Source organism: Neptunomonas qingdaonensis, from assembly GCF_900113275.1.
In the GTDB taxonomy this organism is placed as follows: Bacteria; Pseudomonadota; Gammaproteobacteria; order Pseudomonadales; family Balneatricaceae; genus Neptunomonas; species Neptunomonas qingdaonensis.
Map to the genome: position 1 here is coordinate 89,158 of NZ_FOOU01000015.1, position 18,566 is coordinate 107,723.

The following is an 18,566-nucleotide window of genomic DNA, read 5'->3' on the forward strand; positions in this document are numbered from 1 at the left end:
TATTGCACCCTAATCCGGGTGACCTGAATAAACTGTCACTTTTGCTGCGCAGAAATAACATCCCCCCAAGCGAGCTCTGTGACGGCCAAGGTTTTCAAAGCCGAGCTTAGCATTAACAGAGGCATAGCCGAATCCGGAGAAAAAAAAGCTTTGCCCTCCTCGCTTAATGACTCACCATCAGCACTCATCAACCCAAGTAACCGGGTAAAAGACCTACCTCTAAAAGCAACCAGCACTTTATTTTTTAATGTTTCATTACAATCGGAGCTACGACAACGCTGAAAAATCAGCCCGACTATTCTCATATCAGGGCTAATCGCCCAGGCTATTTCCACCATGCCCCAATCCGATAATTCGGAACGAGCCTGCACAAAACCTATTAAGTGATCATCGTCCATCACCTGATACAGTGTATGTTTACCGATTTCATTATGATGAAGCGTAAAGGGTAAGCGCGCCGCCACCTGATTACGTATCTCCTGATCAATCGGGCGAACAATAGAACGGTGCCGGGTCACGCCCGGATAAAGACGCTGAATAGCAAGCACCGGATCACGTAACGAACAGAAGGCTGCAGAAACAGGGTCAGCTATACTCATGAAAAGAAAAACAATGACGGTTAATATCATTGTCTGGCTAGCATTTAAAAAATACTGACTAACTACTCTCACGGCTAAATCCTCACGCGTAGCTGCACCGCGACAATGGAGGCTGTTTTCTGCTCCTGCAGAACGTCCAGCTCTTTGAACCACTGGGTACTGACATCAACAAACCGATTAACTTTCCACTCAAGCCCCAAGGTAACACTGCTCTTATCCAACCAATGATTATTACCTTCTTCTCTGACATATCGAAACTGTGAATAGCTATGAAATGTTTCCATAGGGTTACGCCACGATAGCTCAGCCAGAACATTCGATCTGTTAGCACCGGCATTGTTACCTGCGGAAACTTCTAACAACGTTTCCCATTGGCGGTAATAATAAGCCATATCAATAGCCAAGCGTTGGCGCTCAACAGCCCCATTCGCCGCCAGCACCTTACCATCAAACCAGGAAAAACCAACAATCATATTCCCTGTAGAGGGTGTGCCTAGTCGTCCGGCAAATACATAAGGATCATCACGTTCAGAAATATTGTTACCCGACCCTCGCGTCAATGCGATCTCATAATCAAATTCAGACAGCACGCCGTTAACGGAAACGCCCCAATCGGCTTTAATACCTCTATCACGAAATGAGTATTGTCTTAATGTTCCGTTTGTATCGATATTTTGCTCAAGCCCGAAGGGCACTTCGAAATGACCCACACGTAGGTTAAAGCTGCCATGTGATAAGCCGGTATAGTTAATATTCGCTATGCGCCATGTGAGCTCTGCATCATCGCCGCCATCAAAGTAAAACCCTGGATTTTTTACATCATGCAAACGCACCCAATAAGGCTGAAAGACCAAGGTAGCGAAATCACCTTGTTCTCCTGTGAACACTTTATGTAAGTCAAAACCTACAACCTGCTGACTGGATTGATGATTTTGTCGTAAATCACGCGAAAAGCGAGTCGAAAGATCCACTGCCCAACGCGTATTTTCACGCCAACCGGAAGCTATACCGCTATCAGCGACAGCAACACCGGTAATCGTCAGGGCAAAGAATGCCATTATCCCCGGAGAGTAGATCAAGTAATTTCCCTATCATTTGAGTGACGGCTACTGACAAACAACATCGCTAGAGCATAGATATTACCTAAGCAGCCATTTAGGATACAGCACTTACAGATATATAAGCATGCAACCAATCCGTTTAGAACACTTGTTTAGAATGCTTGTTTAGAACATTTGTATAAAGGGCTCCTCCAAAAGACTATCTGCTGCCGCACATTTGCTTACATATCATCTATACTGCATAGATGATCAAATGATAGGGCCGTTCGTGACCGTCGCATGGAGGCAAGATTGAAATCTTTTAATAATCTAAACATAAACGTAAAACTACTCATCAGTTTTCTGTTGATAGGTATAGTACCCTTTACGATTCTAGCAATGATATCCATCTATAAAGCCAGCGACTCTCTATCAAAACAAAGCTACCAGCAGCTTGACGCCGTTCGCAGCATTAAAACCCGACAGATTGAGCACTTCATGGCGGTCAGCCGCCGAGATACGATCAGCCTCGCGTCTATACTCAGTACGCTCCTAAATACCGATACACTTCAACAAGTCATAAACGAGCAGACCACAGCGGGCAAAAATCTATTTGCAACCTATCTGGATAATCATGACTATGTTGACCTACTTTTAATTGAACCTGATGGACTGATCTCTTATACCGTTGCTAAAGAAGCCGACTATCAGACCAACGTGATGACAGGGCCGTATCGAGAATCTCATTTGGGGGATCTTTTCCGCAATATCATGCAAACAGGGCAGTACGCGGAAGTGGATTTCGCACCTTACGAGGCAAGCTCCGGAGCCCCCGAACGCTTTATAGGAGCCCCTGTCTATAATGCAAACGGAACGCTCGCTTTAGTCGTCGTATTAGAAATCCCTATCGATCCTATTAATGACATTATGGGAATTCGTGAAGGCATGGGAGAAAGCGGTGAGTCCTACCTGATTGGTTCTGATTTTCTGATGCGTTCTGATTCGTTTCTTGATCCGGAAAATCACTCAGTTGCGAACTCTTTTGCCAACCCTTCTACAGGGAAAGTAACAACCGTAGCTGCAAAAGCAGCCATCTCAGGCGAAACAGGTAGCCAATTAATTATGGATTATAATGGCAGGCAGGTGCTCTCTTCTTACTCACCTGTAGAGGTAGGAGGTAATCGTTGGGGGTTATTGGTCGAGATTGATGAAGCTGAAGCGTTCGCCGCCGTCACTACGCTGAAGTTGTGGATACTTTTTATTGGTTTATCCGGTACCTTAATCATTATTTTTGCTGCATGGCGAATTTCGCAAAGAATAACCACGCCCATTACTCAACTGGCACACACCATACACCAGGTTGAAGAAAGTGGTGACTTTTCATCCCGGTTGATTATATCCAGCGAGGATGAAATCGGACAAGCCAGCACAGCCGTCAATCAATTGTTACAAGCCACTCAAGATGCCCTCTCTGATACAAAATTAGTGATGAGCAAGATGGCAATGGGCGACTTCAGTGGTAGAGTATCGCGTGAATTACGCGGTGATCTGAACGATCTGAAGCAAGCCATTAATCACCATGCCGAACACACCCAAACCAGTATTCTTACCCTAAAACATTTGATGCAGTCTTTATCCGAAGGTGAATTTAATGTTGAAATAGACACGACACTAACCGGCGACTACCAGAGCATGATTGAGTCAGCACAAACGGCTATGCTGAATATTGGAGTCGCCATACGGGAAGTCAACAGCATTACGGGAGCCATGAAAAAGGGTGAATTTAATCTGCGGATTGAAAGCCCACTCCCTGGCCAATTACATTTTTTGAAAGAGAACCTGAATGACTCGCTGGATGCCGTCAGTGAAGCCACATCAGAAGCCGTACTGGTAGCGGGTCTTCAATCCCAGGGGAATTTAGTATCACGAATCAACGGCCAATATCAGGGACAATTTGACGAGTTAAAACTCGCGATCAATCACGGCCAGCAGGCTATTGCTATGTTAGTCAATGAAGTACGAGCCTCCGCCTCTGATGTCGCCAATTCAACTAAAGAGATATACCTGGGGAATAATGACCTCTCCAGCCGGACGCAAGAGCAAGCACTCTCCATCGAAAGAACCAGTGTCAGCATTAAGCAGATAAGTGAAGCGATCCAGGCAACCGCAGAAAATGCCAATCAGACACATATCGTCGTCAACCAAACTAAAGATATTACCGCGCAAAGTGCTACTGTCATGGCGGGTGCGATCCATGCCATGGCAGCTATCCAAACTTCCAGTAAACATATTAGTGAAATTACAGGTTTAATTGACAGCATTGCCTTCCAGACAAATTTACTCGCACTCAATGCCGCCGTAGAAGCCGCCAGAGCCGGTGAACAAGGACGCGGATTTGCCGTTGTAGCCAGTGAAGTACGCGCATTATCACAAAAATCTGCGCAAGCCGCTAAGGAGATAAAATCACTTATCCAGGATACCAACGAGCGTATCACCGAGGGTACTGAAAAAGTGCAGTTGTCTGCCGATGCTCTGCAACAGATCACCATCAGTATCGAGGAAGTAAACCGGTTGTCTCAAGAGATCAGCGACTCCAGCCAGGAACAAGCCAATGGTATTTATCCAATCACACTTGCCATCGAATCTATCGATGACATCACTCAGCAAAATGCAGCGTTAGTCGAAGAGATATCCGCCGCCGCTGAAGCAATGCATGATCAGGCCAGCGGTCTTAATACGTTAATGCAACGCTTTATCACCGAGCAGCCTGAGCCTGAAGAACGTGACGATACGCATGCTGCGCAACTCTAAAGGCGGTATGAATTTACGCTGTGAAATCTGTCTTCAACTTATGCAGTGTCTGTGTTAACTCCTCAAATACTAACTGACGAAGCCAGATATGAGCGGCGTCTTTCATATAGCGCTCATGCCAAACAATCGAGTAAGTAAAGCCGCTCTGCTCCATAGGAAAAGGTAAAATTTTCAACTGGTAATGCTGAGCGCAACTTTGGGCTAAGCCAAAAGGGATGGTTAATATCAGATCACTTTGTGCCACCAGCGATAGTGCTGCAACAAAATGAGGAACTCGCAGAGCAATACGTCTTGCCAACCCTTGCTCCTCCAGTAAATAATCAATCGCGCCTTTACGCGCACCTCCCATAGTGATTAACGCATGTGGTTGGCGGGCATACGCTTGCAAATCAATACCGCTCTCAGAAAGCGGATTGGCGGCGCTAACAACGCAGACAAATTTATCATCCCCCACTCCCCGGCCATGCACGGCTGCCGGTGCATCGGTTACCGTGCAGATAGCTAAATCAATACTTTCCTGATCAAGTTGATGCAGCAAATTTTCTTGCCAGGGAATAATTTCCAGATCCACCTGGGGAGCCTCTCTTCTGAGGCGACTTATCACTGCCGGTAATAACACCTGCGTGCCATAATCCGTGGTAGCTAATCTAAATGTATTTTGTGCTTGTGACGGAATAAACAGAGGAGGCTCAATCAATAAACTGAGTTCTTGTAACGAATGGTACAACTTTGACGCCAAAGCTTCTGCCCGAGGTGTAGGAGACAACCCTTTCGGCGTGCGAGTAAACAACGGATCGTTAAATAGCTGTCGCAGACGCGCCAGATTTCGGCTAATAGCGGGCTGCGTTAAATTCAAACGTCCGGCCGCCCGGGTAACATTGCGCTCCTCCAGCAATACTTGAAATACAGGAAGAAGGTTCAGATCAGCTGCCGACAAGCGAGCAATACTCATTCATCAATACTCATTCATCATTACTGAAAGTTATTACGGATATTTTAATAATGCATTGGATGCATATTGCAAGCAAGTTTACATTAGAACCTATCATTTACAAATAATTGTCAGGCCGAAATATGTATATCGAATCAAGTCGGGAAATTCATCTTAAACATCGCCCTTCAGGTATCCCAGGCAGCGAAGACTTCAGCCTGGTTTCAGTCCCAGTGGGTGTGCTCAAAGAGGGCGAAGTGCTGGTTAAAAATCTATGGATGTCTGTTGATCCCTACATGCGCGGTCGCATGCTTGAACGCAAAAGTTATATTGCACCCTTCGAACTTGGTGAAGTATTGAGCGGTGGCGCGATCGGTGAGGTTGTTGAAACAAATAATCCTGCTTTTCCTGTTGGTAGCAAGGTCGCCAACATGAGTGGCTGGCGCGAGTACTTCAGTACCTCTGGTGCAGATCTGCAACTTTTACCGAAAACAGACATCCCCGATCAGGCTTTTCTCGGTGTACTCGGCATGCCAGGAATGACGGCTTACACCGGGCTCAGCAAAATAGCCCAGCTCAAAGAGGGTGACAGCGTATTTGTTTCAGCAGCTTCCGGTGCTGTAGGCGCCATTGTCTGTCAGATTGCTAAACTAAAAGGCTGCTATGTTGCCGGTAGTGTCGGTTCCGATGAAAAGGCCCGCTACCTGCTTGAAGAGCTCGGAGTCGATGCAGTGGTTAATTACAAAACCACAGATAACCTGCAAGAGAGTATAGCGAAAGCCTGCCCTGAGGGTATTGATGTCTATTTTGAGAATGTCGGAGGCGCACACCTTGAAGCCGTTCTGAACCTGATGAACGACTATGGCAGGATTGCCGTATGCGGCATGATTGACCAATACAACGCGACATCACCCAGTGCTGGCCCATCAAACCTGTCACAACTGATTATTAAAAAACTGACAATGCAGGGCTTTATTGTGTTTGATCACTGGGATGGCTATCCCGCCTTTGTTGAACAGATGACGCAGTGGATTCAACAAGGAAAAATCAGTGCTAAAGAAACCGTCTACCAAGGCATAGAGCAAGCGCCTGAAGCCTTTATCGGCCTGTTTACGGGAAAAAATACCGGTAAAATGCTGGTAAAGCTTGCCTGATCTAACGGATGATCGATATTAATTAAAAGCCCTATGACAGGGCTTAGTTACAGGAATTATCAACATGAACGTTCTTTTTGTACTCACATCACATGATACCTTGGGCGATAGTGGCGAGAAAACCGGCTTTTGGATTGAAGAGTTTGCTGCACCTTATTACACCTTGGCCGATGCCGGCGTTAACATAACTCTCGCTTCTCCTGCCGGTGGGCAGCCTCCTATCGACCCTAAAAGCGAACTGGAAGATTTCCAGACAGAAGCTACGCATCGCTTTGATAAGGATAGCGAGTTACAGCAAAAATTAGCCAACACAAGCAAGCTAGCCGAGCTATCAGCAGATAATTTCGATGCGATATTCTATCCGGGCGGGCATGGCCCGATGTGGGATCTGACCAACAATACTGCTTCTATTAAACTGATTGAGACGTTTTACCAGCAAGGCAAGCCTGTTTCTGCCGTTTGCCATGCGCCGAGTGTATTGCTGAATACTAAAAATGCTCAGGGCGAAGCCTTATTCAAAGGCAAAAAAGTCACAGGTTTCAGCAACACGGAAGAAGCCGCGGTTGGACTGACTGAAATAGTACCTTTCTTACTGGAAGACGAATTAGACAGTCGCGGTGGCCAGTATAGTAAAGGACCGGACTGGGGCCCTTATATCGTTCAGGATGGCTTGCTGATAACCGGCCAGAATCCAGCATCATCTGCAGCAGTGGCTGAAGCTTTACTTGCACAATTGAAATAGTCTTACATAAAAGCCGATATGCAAAAGGAGCCCGCCGGGCTCCTTGTTTCGAACTTGGGTATGAGTTTTACTCCGACGTCTTACTGATATGTAGTGCGCTTATATTAACTTCACTTTATAAAATAGTTTTATGAAAACTCATGCTTCAAATCAAGCGTGGATCGCACACCCAAACTCTCATAATGTTCATCAAGAAAAGCCTTGGCTGATTCACGGCCAATATCACGCAGATGTGTCAAAAATTCCCACTCAGAATTCATTTTACTGGAAGCTGACAATGGGTTTAGCTGCTCGGTAGCTTCGATCCTATGCACTAATATGTCAGCGTAATGTTCTTTATCCAGTTTGTTCTCTTGTAACAATCGATGCACAAACTCAACGCTACGCAACTCTCTTAACAACGATGAGTTGAACGATATTTCATTAACCCGATTAAGTATATCCCGCGCGGTTTTCGGCGTTTCGTTACGCTCAATCGGATTCACCTGCACGATTAATACATCTCTGGACTTAGTCGTATGAAACAAAGGATACAGAGGTGGATTTCCAACATAACCACCGTCCCAATAAGGGACGCCATCAATTTCAACGGCTTGGTAGAGGAAGGGTAAACACGCAGAAGCTAAGATCATATCCGCCGTCAGGTCTTTACGCTCAAAAACTTTTATCTTGCCCGAATGGACGTTGGTCGCCGCAATAAACAGTTTTAACACGCTACATGCTCTAACCTTTTCGAAGTCGATACTGGACTCAACCAATTCACGTAACGGATTAATATTCAGCGGATTAGTATCATAGGGAGAAGCAACCCGGCTGAACAGATCAAGCATCATATAAGCGGGAGAGTCATCCATGCTCCAGCTACCTGTCAGAATACCCAAAGGACTTCGCTTAATGGGGCTAAACCTTCCCATATGCGACACCTGCTGCCAGAATTGCTCAAGTGCGGCGCGAGCACCATCCGCGCCACCGTCCATATACCCTTGAGCCAACACAACAGCATTCATTGCACCCGCGCTAGTACCCGAAATGCCCTCTACACTGACACGCCCATCTTCCATAAAATAATCCAGCACTCCCCAGGTAAACGCCCCATGTGAGCCACCACCCTGCAGTGCCAGATTGACCGATTTTTTACGCATCCGTGTAGTCTTCCTTGTAAAGGTTGTTGAGCTTAAGTGCTTTATTCGCTGATAGTAGAGAATTTCAAATTCAATTTCCTACTGTGCAGTCCAGCCGCCTTCAACAGGAAGCGTCGTTCCGGTGATAGATGCCGCTCCGTCGCTGCAAAGGAACACGGCAACCGCTGCAACCTCATCAACTGTGACAAACTTTTTCGTCGGTTGTGCTTTAAGCATCACATCCTGTTTAACCTGCTCTTCTGTAATCCCACGTGCTTTAGCTGTATCGGCCACTTGCTTTTCTACCAATGGCGTCCAGACATAACCCGGCGCAATCGCATTAACCGTAGTGCCAAACTCAGCCAATTCCAATGCAACCGTTTTAGTCAGGCCAGCGATGCCGTGCTTAGCCGCTACATAAGCCGATTTAAAGGGAGAAGCAACCAAGGCATGCGCAGAGGCGGTATTAATAATACGTCCCCAGCCACGCTGCTTCATGCCAGGAATAACAGCCTTTGTCGAATGGAAGGCAGCCGTCAGGTTAATCGCGATAATGGCATCCCACTTATCTTCGGGAAAATCTTCAACAGGCGAGACGAACTGGATACCCGCATTGTTAACCAGAATATCGACAGAACCGAAAGCCTGCTCTGCTTTAGCGATCATGCCGGCTATTTCATCTGACTTCAGCATGTTTGCTGCAGAGAATAGAACCTGAACATCAAAATCAGCCTGGATAGATGCTCTGATCGCTTCGTTCTCTTGCGGGTTTCCTAAGCCATTAATCATGACATTAGCACCCTGCTGAGCCAGCCCGCGTGCTATTGCCAAACCAATTCCAGAAGTAGAACCCGTCACAACCGCATTTTTACCTGTCAGCATTATCCATTCCTTATAAAAGTCATTATTCAAAGCCTGAGTCCAACAGCAAAACTGCCAGCCAACTTGATGCAAAGCACAACATTAACACAGCTTTGCAATACACAAGATTAACATAATTACTGCAGTGCACAAATCCCTCTTAATGAGGGGCAGAGCACCTTTACTTATATTTAATCCCTGAATTTTAAAGCAAAAATAGTGTACCTAAGCCAAGAAACGTAACGAATCCCACCACATCGGTAACGGTTGTCAGTATCACTGAACCCGACAAAGCCGGATCAATCTTCATTTTATCCAGTAACACAGGAATCAGGACGCCAGAGAAAGCCGCCGCAACGATATTGATAGCAATCGCCGCAGCAATCACGATGCCGATCATCATATCCGAGAACCAATACGCGACAATCCCACCGATGGCAAACGCCCATAAAATGCCGTTAAAACCACCTACACTTAACTCTTTAATAAGCAAAGGTGAGAGGTTACCTCTGGATATCTGCCCCAAAGCAATACCACGAATAATCAGTGTCAGCGTTTGGCTACCAGCGATCCCGCCCATTGAAGCAACTATCGGCATTAATACAGCCAGTGCGACCACTTGCTGCAGCGTAGCTTCAAATAAACCAATAGCCCATGAAGCAAGAAATGCCGTCAATAGATTGATCCCGAGCCATGTTGCCCGGCGCATCGAACTTTTCCAGACAGGTGAAAACAGGTCTTCATCTTCGGACAAACCAGCTCTGGCCATTTGCTCAGCATCATGAGTTTCCCGCAGGATCTGAAAACCATCCTTGATGGTCATACGACCAATAAGCATACCTTTTGCATCAACAATAGGAAGAAGCACATAATCTGATTTTTCCTGAATTTCGGCACTTTCTTCTAAACTGGTTTCTGCGGCTAATGGCTCTGCATCCTCATCCAACAACTCTACGAGTGGAATATGCCCCGGCGAGCCAAACGTACTGTGCAAAGGGACTGTTCCTGCATAACGCCCAGCCCGATCCGTCAGAAATAATGCATCCGTACATTCCGGAATATCACGACGCAACAAACGTAAGGCGTCATAAACCTTCGCATTTTGAGGCAGAATCAATAGATTATGATCGGCATAACGACCTATTTGATTGTCGTTATATTGGCTACTGTGCTCGAAAAACTGCCGCTGCTTTTGATTCATCTGCTGCAAAGCAAGATCGATCAGATGCTCTGGTAGAGAATCAGACAGCTCTATCAGGTCTTCCGGCGACAACCGCCCGAAAAGCTGTTCAAGCATATCGGAAGGCAATGTATTGATAATCGACAGACGTGCATCCGAACGCATATCAACAAGCACTTCGGCCTGCATCTCAACAGGAACCAACTGCCACTGCGACAACCGCTCTTCAGTCGGCAAGGCTTCTAATAACAATGCCCATTGATCATACTCAAGATCTTCTAGCTGATCCTGTAGTGCTTCTTTATCAAAGTCTGTGCCAGACTCTTCTGAGTTAACAATGAGGTCTACCAGAGGGCCTATATCGTCTGACATATGTCAAAAACCTGTGAGTAATATGAGCTGATAAGACTGCCATGATTTGCGCAACATAACCAATAAATTAGCCGCTAGCGCACAAAAAATTTTTGCTTGATCAGGTATTTACCCAAGCGTCCTGCGCAACACAACGGCTGCAAAGCAAACCGCAAAAAAGGGCTCTTGATAAACGCGCTTTCATCCGCACTTATTTGACGGCCAAATGGGTGACTTCATACAGATTTTCTGTCATCTATTAGATTTAAACCTACTACCTCTAGTCTAAATTCGTTATTCTTCTAGGAATTCTTTAGTGATTATTCAGCATGCTAGATTGGGCTCTGACAAACAATGGATTTATTATTGAAGCAGTGATTATGCTGGCCATCATTATTTATGTTGGCACACGCATCTAGTAATACTTAAATATCAGGTGTCATATGATTTATCCGCGCTTGGATCGTGTTCAGCAACTTCTATTATCTATCGCTTTATCCATCCCGAGTATCGCCTGCCACGCTTATAGTGAAACCGACTTGTTCAGTGATATACCCGAAATAGTCTCCGCTACACGTATCTCTCAGGATATTTCGGAAGTGCCGGTATCAACCACTGTCATTACCCAGGAACTAATACAAGCATCCGGGGCCCTTGATATTGCGGACTTATTTAAGCTGGTTCCTGGCTTTCAGGTATATACACCCAATGCGAATAAATACGCCGTTACCTATCATGGAGCGTCTGGTGAGTTCCCAAGAAATCTGGATGTCCGTATTAACGGACGCCCCGTCTATATACCCTTACTCTCGACTGTTGCCTGGAACACACTAGGAGTATCTATCCATGATATTCAACGTATAGAAGTGGTGCGAGGCTCCAATGTACCCTCTTATGGGTCAAATGCGCTGATGGGTGCAATCAATATCATCACAAAAACTCCGATAGATCAGCCATCATCTCAGATCACGACAACTGTCGGTGCTCAAGGTAAGAGAGACATAACGACAGCGTTTAATGGAAAAGTAAATGATCTGTATTATCGAGTCAGTCTGGGGCATGAACAAAATAACGGTTTTGACTTTCAACAGGATGGAGAAAATCTCAATTTAGGCAATATCCATCTTGTTTTTACCCCTTCACTTTATGACAGCATTGATTTTACTGCCGGGTTTAATAATGGCGCGATTGTCATAGGTGATGGGGGTAATCAAGGTGAATTAAGGGAGTTTCAAGACAGGGAGCACTTTTCCCACTTCCAGCATTTACACTGGAGCCGCATCATTGATGAAAAAAATGAGCTGAATACTCAGCTTTACCATAACTATTTGGAATTAAAAACCCAATCATTTCCTACGTCCGAACTTTTAAATGATCCTGGGTTAATCCAGCTCAATGGCCAATTAGCATTCCTTGCATCAGTCATGGGAAACACTTACCCATTCGCAAGTACTCACGTGAGTGACTTTAACGTTAACACCAGCGCAGAAAATGGCAAAACAGAAACCTACGGTGCTGAAATCCAGCATACCTTTTCTCCAAGCAACACTTTCACACTAGCGTCTGGATTAGGATTACGTTATGAAAAAGCATCCAGCATTGTACTTTTAGGCCATGATAAAACAGTCGATGAAGAGGTTTATTTTATTTTCAGCAATGCTGAATGGAAACAAACAGAAAAACTCAGCTGGAATGCAGGGTTCATGTCGGAATTATCCTCAATCACTAAACCTTCTAACTCAATAAGATTTGCATCAAACTACAAACTCACCAATTCTTTAACGTTACGCGGAGCCATAACCCAAGCGTTCCGCACACCCTCTTTACTGGAAGAAAACGGGCAAACCGCTTACATATTCCCTGAAGGCGTACCTTACGACTATGTTTCTTTTGCTAATGACAATATTGAAGCTGAAAAGCTAAACGCTGCAGAACTAGGTATCTTCTGGCTATTTCCACAACAAAGCGGTTTTCTCGATCTGAAGTTTTTTAACGAACGTATTTCACAGGGACTGGATAACTGGTTTTACGAAGGGCCGATTGACATCAAATCGGCTCAGCAAAAATTTGCCGGTGCCACGCTTAATGACGAGGTCAGAGAATTACGTAATGCATCTAATCGAAAGTCGCGCGGCGTTGAAATTCAAGCCAGCCTAAAGCCTACCGATAAAGACCTGATCCACTTCGCTTACAGCTTAAACAAGCTCAGCGGCATTTACAGACGTGGCTCTTATCCTGGGAAGTCCGACCAACGGTATGATGATGCATCACCTCGCCATACAGCAACGCTATTACTCAATCACCGCTTTACACCCTCGCTGGATACCAGTCTTATTTTTAATTATATGTCAGATGTGACGTGGTTAGGTTCAAATGTAAAAGAAAGCTATAAGACAACTGACCTCAAAGTGTCTAAATCTTTTCACTTAAGCCACAACAGGCAATTAACGACCAGCCTCTTAGTCAAAAACATGTTTGATCAGCAGTACTCAGAATTTCAGATTAAAAACCTGTATGACCGACGTCTATACTTAACAATGACGTTAGATTTTTAACACCTCTGGCAAGGACTGCCCTAAAATATGAACAACAGAAAGTGGGATATAACAAAAATAAGACTGGTAACAATAGTTGCCATCCTCTTATTTACATCCATTTTTTGTCAGGCTTTTGCTGCCAGTAAGCTAACGATACTAGTTAGCTCTGAAAGTCCAGCTTACAAGGTCGTGGTTCGAACTATTCATAGGACACTCCAGTCAGATATTCAAATTGAGGAATACACACCAGCAACCATTGACACTATTCCTGCGCCTCCACAACTGCTCTTAACAGTAGGATCTGCCGCATTTAAACTAGCCTTAGAGAAATTTCCGGAAGCGCCGGTTATTGCCAGCTTTTTGCCTCGTAGAGTCTTTGAGCAATTACTAAGCAACTCGCCAAGAAGTCTGCAAAACACAACTGCTATCTTTATTGACCAATCAATGCTTCGACAATTAACCTTAGCGCGCTTAATTGCTCCAAATGGAACAAGCATCGGCACTGTTTTTGGAGCCTCATCGATAAAGGAAAGTCAGCGCCTCCATAAAGCAGCGGAAGAAACCGGATTCAGGATAAAATCAGTGCAGCTTAACCCTGATGATAATCCTGTTAACACCTTGCGACCCGTTATTCAGGAAACGGATATCTTTTTAGCGATTCCCGATAAATCAGCCTTCAATCGCGCCAGCGCCAAGTGGTCTTTATTTATGACACTGCGAGGGAGAAAACCACTTATCGGCTTTTCTGAAAAATACGTAGATGCCGGTGCGCTCGCTGCAGTATTTTCATCACCGGAACAAATTGGCACACATACGGCTGAAGCACTAGATGCTTTTATAACAACAGGTTCCTGGCCAAAGCCTGAGCACCCGAAATACTTTAGCGTAAAATTAAATTATCAATCTGCACACACCATACAGATCCAGCTTCCAAACACTGACACCTTGCAACATCATTTGGAAGGGATCAATTAACATGAGTACAGGCTTGTTAGATAAACTCGGAATCAGACAACGTATTTTACTACTGACCCTCTTACCGCTTCTCTTTATCTCATTACTGTTAGGTGGATATTTCACCTATACGCGCTTGCATGATGCCGAGCAGTCACTTATAGAAAGAGGGCAGTTACTGGCTCGGTTAATTGCATCATCGTCAGAATTTGGCTTTATTACTAACAATAACGAATTACTTAAATCGCTCAGTAAAGGCCCTCTCTTAGAGCAGGATGTTGCTGATATTTTATTTCTTAACGGCAAATATGAATTAATCTTACGCTCTGATCAATTTAATGTAGATTTAAAAGTATCTGCTGCACAAACATATCAAGAGGGTGAATATTGGTATTTCACACAACCTATAGTGACCACGGGTATTCCTTTTTTAGACAATGCCGAATTTCAGGAATCAGAACAGATAGTTGACACGGTAGGTTGGGTAGTTGTCATACTATCGGAATCAAGAAAAATAAAAAAGGAGGAGCAAATCTTTTTTGCAAACTCCATGCTGCTATTAGTAGGTTTCATTTTTACCTTTTTTCTTGCTCGACGTTTTGGCAAACGTATCAGCTTACCCATACTCGAACTCACACAAGTAATGGAAAAGATTCAGGCAGGTGATTATGAGGCACGAATAACCAAGACCTATACCGGAGAGTTCAACTCGCTCGCTTTTGGGCTTAACAACCTCGCGGATACGATCCACACGTCAATCAAAAATCAAGAATCAAGAGTTGAACTAGCGACGCGGCGTTTACAATCAACTTTAGACCATTTAGAGCAACAAAATAGTGCCTTAGGAAAAGCACGGAGACGCGCAGATGAGGCAAACAAAGCTAAAGATGACTTTTTGGCCCGCATGAGCCATGAGCTACGTACTCCCTTAACATCTGTTGTCGGTTTCGCCAAACTACTCCAACAAAGCCCCTGCTCAGATGAACAATTAGAAAACATCCGAATCATCAACCGAACATCACAGATGCTACTATCTATTATTGATGACATTCTGGACTTTTCTAAACTCCAGCAAGATGCTATTTCTATAGAAAATATTCCGTTTAACTTAGTAGAGGTCATCTACGACGTCCTGGAAATGCAAGCACCTCAAGCGCATGAAAAAGGGCTAGAACTGATAGCTAATATTCCTGACACAACCTTCCTTGAAGTAGAAGGAGACCCAACAAGGCTGCGACAAATTATTTCCAATATCGTATCCAATGCGGTCAAATTCACAGACAGTGGCTACGTTGAAGTTCATCTTGAAACAAAACCAATGAATACACAGCAAAGTGTATTCACAATCCGAATTATCGATAGCGGCATTGGTATTCCGCAGGCACAGCTCAATCAACTATTTAAGGCCTTTATTCAAGCAGATACATCGATCACACGACGCTTTGGCGGGTCCGGTCTTGGCTTAGTGATTGCCAAAAGACTGACAGAGCTTATGGGGGGAACATTATCCATGAGCAGCGAACAAGGCAAAGGGACGACGCTTACACTTGTTCTCGCACTGAAAGTGATACCACAAGAAGAACAGATCAATACAAAGGTAGAAAAATTACAAAAATCAGTACTTTATTATGAAGCCAATACGAGCCTGAGCAACGCTCTGAAAATCGAATTAGAAAAACAGATTGCTACGCTCGTAACGACAAACGACTTAACAAAACTCCTACAGTTAACGCGGACTTACGACACTATCATCTTTGGTATACCTGCTAACCATGAGCTTCAGGAATCCGTTCTGGCAGCATTACCACTAATAGAATCTAACGGCACAGAGGTTATCGTACTATCGCCCAATTGTTTGAATCTCCCCATAATGTCGTCCAATATATCTATATTAAACAAACCAGTCAGACCGCATCGTATTTATCAGGTGTTAAACAAAGCAGCGAAACTCGAAAAAATCATCCGCGAAGAAAGAAAATCTGAACAACAAATAAGAGTTGTGGTGGCTGAAGATAATGAATTTAATAGCATACTGATTAAGAAAATTCTTGATACTTATAATATCCAGACCTACTCAGCCAGCACCGGGCTGGAAGCCATTAAACTTGTTCAAGAGCACAAGCCTGACATTGTTTTAATGGATGCACACATGCCCGTGATGGATGGCTTTGAGGCGACTCGGCAGATTAAGACGCAGTGGCCAGACCTACCCGTTATTGCATTAACCGCCAACATTATCCCGAGAGAACACACCGCCCTGTATGATGCAGGTATTTCTAAGGTTCTGCTTAAGCCAATCAATGATAAAGAACTCTTAGACACCATCAAGCGACTCATTCCGGAAGACGTGAATGCGACAGCACAATGCCCCCCATATCCTCCTCATACAACTGATATTCTCGAATATGGTGTAGGGCATGACAAAGTACACAAAGAACTACAATCTCTAATACACAAACTCAAGCAAGCTTACGAATTACAGAACATTACTGCTTTAAAAGAGATCAATCATCAACTGGCGGGAATCTCAGGATTATATGAATTACCCGAGATCGAATGTTGCGTTGCAGAAATCCAAGTATTGCTTGAAAGTCAAATACCAGCTTGGCGCACCATCTGGAAGTACGTATGGCGCCTTACTCGTTTATTAAAAATGCAAAACCAAACCGAAAATCAAAAAGAGCGGTAAGTCGGCTCATTATCTATCAATATCTTTAACTTTTGCCTAATCTGTTCTAATTGTTTCATGCCTGCAGGGTTGTAGCGAAATATTCCCGAACCAAAGCACACATCCTGGTTATCTTCAGCTTGCAGCTCAAGTTCATAGCATTGCAGCCTGATTTTCTCTAAGTCAGGGTCATGCACGATAGGAATGCTAATGAACAGAAGCCACCTGTCATCCTCAGATTTCCCATCACATAATGCTGAAATCAATAAACAAGCACTCTTCTTATCCGGGCGATATGTAGGGGCTCGCCCAAATAGCATTGACACTACGAGTAAGAGCAAAAGAAATAATGTGACAAGAAAAACAACAATAAAATCCACGTTAGTGAAGGGTCCGGCTCAATTCGGCATTTAGCTTCACAGCCGCAGCTTTTACCTCTTCGCCTCTCTTCATCTCAATATCAGACATAAAGAGTTCATATTTACGCTTAGAGCGTTTATCAAGCTCCTTCCAGGCCTTTAAAAATGGGATATGCTCCGTTTCAGCAAAAATATCGGAGAATACCGCATAAGACTGATTTTTATGTAGATCAGGGTCATGATGATCAATCAGTACTTTTATTCGAATCGCTCCTTCAACCACACCCACCTGCTCTGTCATTAAAGCCTGAGATAAAATCTTAAGGCTATCAATAATATGCTTATACTTTTCTTCTTGTGCAGCACGTAAACGCTCAGCCTGCTCTTCTTTTTGCCTCTTAATATTTACTAACGATATGTATTTCTTATAAATAAAGAACGAGAGAAAAAAAATAATCAACACGCCTAAACCGATGAGAACAAAAACCGTTGACTCCGACATTTCATGACCTATCTATTAATAATGAGTTGCGGGTAAATAATACAGGAAAAATAATCAGAAACCCTAAAATGAAATCCTAACGGATACATCAAATATGAATACAAAGAATTTCATTTCTCGCGGGCGTTTTACAGGCATAAAAAAACCCCGATCACAGCGTGATCGGGGTTTCTCTAATAGGTACTTGGCAATGACCTACTCTCACATGGGGAAACCCCACACTACCATCGGCGCTAAAACGTTTCACTGCTGAGTTCGGGATGGGATCAGGTGGTTCCATTTCGCTATGGTCGCCAAGCGTAAACTGTCACAACGAGGATTTGATGAATGTTTTCTGTTGGTATCTTTTGTCTTTGTCTGTGTTAACAAGCGCTAGTCTGTAACTTTATCTCTTACGGTGATGCCTACTTCATTCAGCATCACAACATGCTTCCCACACGCCTTTGGCGTTATATGGTCAAGCCTCACGAGCAATTAGTACTGGTTAGCTCAACGCCTCGCAGCGCTTCCACACCCAGCCTATCAACGTCTTAGTCTTAAACGGCTCTTTAGGGGAATCAAGTTCCCAGCGAGATCTCATCTTGAAGGGGGCTTCCCGCTTAGATGCTTTCAGCGGTTATCCCGTCCGAACGTAGCTACCCGGCAATGCCACTGGCGTGACAACCGGAACACCAGAGGTTCGTTCACTCCGGTCCTCTCGTACTAGGAGCAACTCTTCTCAAATCTCAAACGCCCACGGCAGATAGGGACCGAACT

At 44.5% G+C, this 18,566-nt stretch carries 14 protein-coding genes and 2 rRNA genes; 6 read left to right on the top strand and 10 right to left on the bottom strand.

Going from position 1 to position 18,566, the window contains the following annotated elements; translation table 11 throughout:
• Window positions 1-35: 35 nt before the first annotated feature.
• Window positions 36-671, bottom strand: a complete 636-nt coding sequence (locus tag BM099_RS17380; RefSeq protein WP_090729904.1) for a hypothetical protein — start codon at window positions 669-671, stop codon at window positions 36-38.
• A 2-nt stretch (window positions 672-673) separates the two neighbouring features.
• Window positions 674-1,678 carry a hypothetical protein gene (locus BM099_RS17385; protein ID WP_143083798.1) on the bottom strand — a complete coding sequence of 335 codons (1,005 nt, stop codon included), beginning with the start codon at window positions 1,676-1,678 and terminating at the stop codon, window positions 674-676.
• Between the two features lie 273 nt (window positions 1,679-1,951).
• On the opposite strand from BM099_RS17385, the gene BM099_RS17390 reads away from it, so the two are divergent.
• A complete protein-coding gene (locus BM099_RS17390; RefSeq protein ID WP_177201221.1) occupies window positions 1,952-4,450 on the top strand; it encodes a methyl-accepting chemotaxis protein in 2,499 nt (832 codons plus the stop codon).
• 13 nt (window positions 4,451-4,463) lie between these two features.
• Here BM099_RS17390 and BM099_RS17395 read toward each other — a convergent pair whose 3' ends face one another.
• Window positions 4,464-5,402 (bottom strand): LysR family transcriptional regulator, encoded by a 939-nt coding sequence (locus BM099_RS17395; RefSeq protein WP_090729919.1) that lies wholly within the window; start codon window positions 5,400-5,402, stop codon window positions 4,464-4,466.
• A gap of 122 nt (window positions 5,403-5,524) precedes the next feature.
• Here BM099_RS17395 and BM099_RS17400 point away from each other — a divergent pair, with 122 nt between their 5' ends.
• Together BM099_RS17400 and BM099_RS17405 are read left to right on the top strand one after the other, a co-directional pair.
• On the top strand, window positions 5,525-6,535 hold the full coding sequence (locus BM099_RS17400; protein ID WP_090729921.1) for an NADP-dependent oxidoreductase: 1,011 nt from the start codon (window positions 5,525-5,527) through the stop codon (window positions 6,533-6,535).
• Between the two features lie 64 nt (window positions 6,536-6,599).
• The gene (locus tag BM099_RS17405; protein ID WP_090729924.1) at window positions 6,600-7,277 is read left to right on the top strand and encodes a type 1 glutamine amidotransferase domain-containing protein; all 678 of its coding nucleotides are present in this window, start codon (window positions 6,600-6,602) and stop codon (window positions 7,275-7,277) included.
• A 128-nt stretch (window positions 7,278-7,405) separates the two neighbouring features.
• On the opposite strand, the gene BM099_RS17410 is transcribed toward BM099_RS17405, so the two are convergent.
• From BM099_RS17410 to BM099_RS17420, 3 genes are all read right to left on the bottom strand, one after another.
• Window positions 7,406-8,419: a patatin-like phospholipase family protein gene (locus BM099_RS17410; protein ID WP_090729927.1), complete on the bottom strand. Its 1,014-nt coding sequence runs from the start codon at window positions 8,417-8,419 to the stop codon at window positions 7,406-7,408.
• Between the two features lie 78 nt (window positions 8,420-8,497).
• On the bottom strand, window positions 8,498-9,280 hold the full coding sequence (locus BM099_RS17415; RefSeq protein WP_090729929.1) for a 3-hydroxybutyrate dehydrogenase: 783 nt from the start codon (window positions 9,278-9,280) through the stop codon (window positions 8,498-8,500).
• Between the two features lie 184 nt (window positions 9,281-9,464).
• Window positions 9,465-10,811, bottom strand: coding sequence for a magnesium transporter (locus BM099_RS17420; protein ID WP_090729932.1), 1,347 nt, complete (start codon window positions 10,809-10,811; stop codon window positions 9,465-9,467).
• Window positions 10,812-11,233: 422 nt separating this feature from the next.
• Between BM099_RS17420 and BM099_RS17425 the strand changes: the two genes are divergently transcribed.
• From BM099_RS17425 to BM099_RS17435, 3 genes are read left to right on the top strand one after another with little or no spacing between them, the layout of a single operon-like run.
• Window positions 11,234-13,345, top strand: a complete 2,112-nt coding sequence (locus tag BM099_RS17425) for a TonB-dependent receptor plug domain-containing protein (protein WP_090729935.1) — start codon at window positions 11,234-11,236, stop codon at window positions 13,343-13,345.
• Between the two features lie 27 nt (window positions 13,346-13,372).
• The gene (locus BM099_RS17430; protein ID WP_090729938.1) at window positions 13,373-14,302 is read left to right on the top strand and encodes an ABC transporter substrate-binding protein; all 930 of its coding nucleotides are present in this window, start codon (window positions 13,373-13,375) and stop codon (window positions 14,300-14,302) included.
• A 1-nt stretch (window position 14,303) separates the two neighbouring features.
• Window positions 14,304-16,970, top strand: coding sequence for an ATP-binding protein (locus tag BM099_RS17435; RefSeq protein WP_090729942.1), 2,667 nt, complete (start codon window positions 14,304-14,306; stop codon window positions 16,968-16,970).
• Here BM099_RS17435 and BM099_RS17440 read toward each other — a convergent pair.
• From BM099_RS17440 to BM099_RS17455, 4 genes are all read right to left on the bottom strand, one after another.
• The gene (locus tag BM099_RS17440; protein ID WP_090729945.1) at window positions 16,955-17,329 is read right to left on the bottom strand and encodes a hypothetical protein; all 375 of its coding nucleotides are present in this window, start codon (window positions 17,327-17,329) and stop codon (window positions 16,955-16,957) included. The two genes, BM099_RS17435 and BM099_RS17440, sit on opposite strands and share 16 nt — an antisense overlap.
• Before the next feature lies 1 nt (window position 17,330).
• Window positions 17,331-17,810 carry a DUF2489 domain-containing protein gene (locus BM099_RS17445; RefSeq protein WP_090729950.1) on the bottom strand — a complete coding sequence of 160 codons (480 nt, stop codon included), beginning with the start codon at window positions 17,808-17,810 and terminating at the stop codon, window positions 17,331-17,333.
• Between the two features lie 182 nt (window positions 17,811-17,992).
• Window positions 17,993-18,108 (bottom strand): 5S ribosomal RNA (gene rrf, locus BM099_RS17450).
• Window positions 18,109-18,263: 155 nt separating this feature from the next.
• Window positions 18,264-18,566, bottom strand: a 23S ribosomal RNA gene (locus BM099_RS17455); the annotation flags it as partial.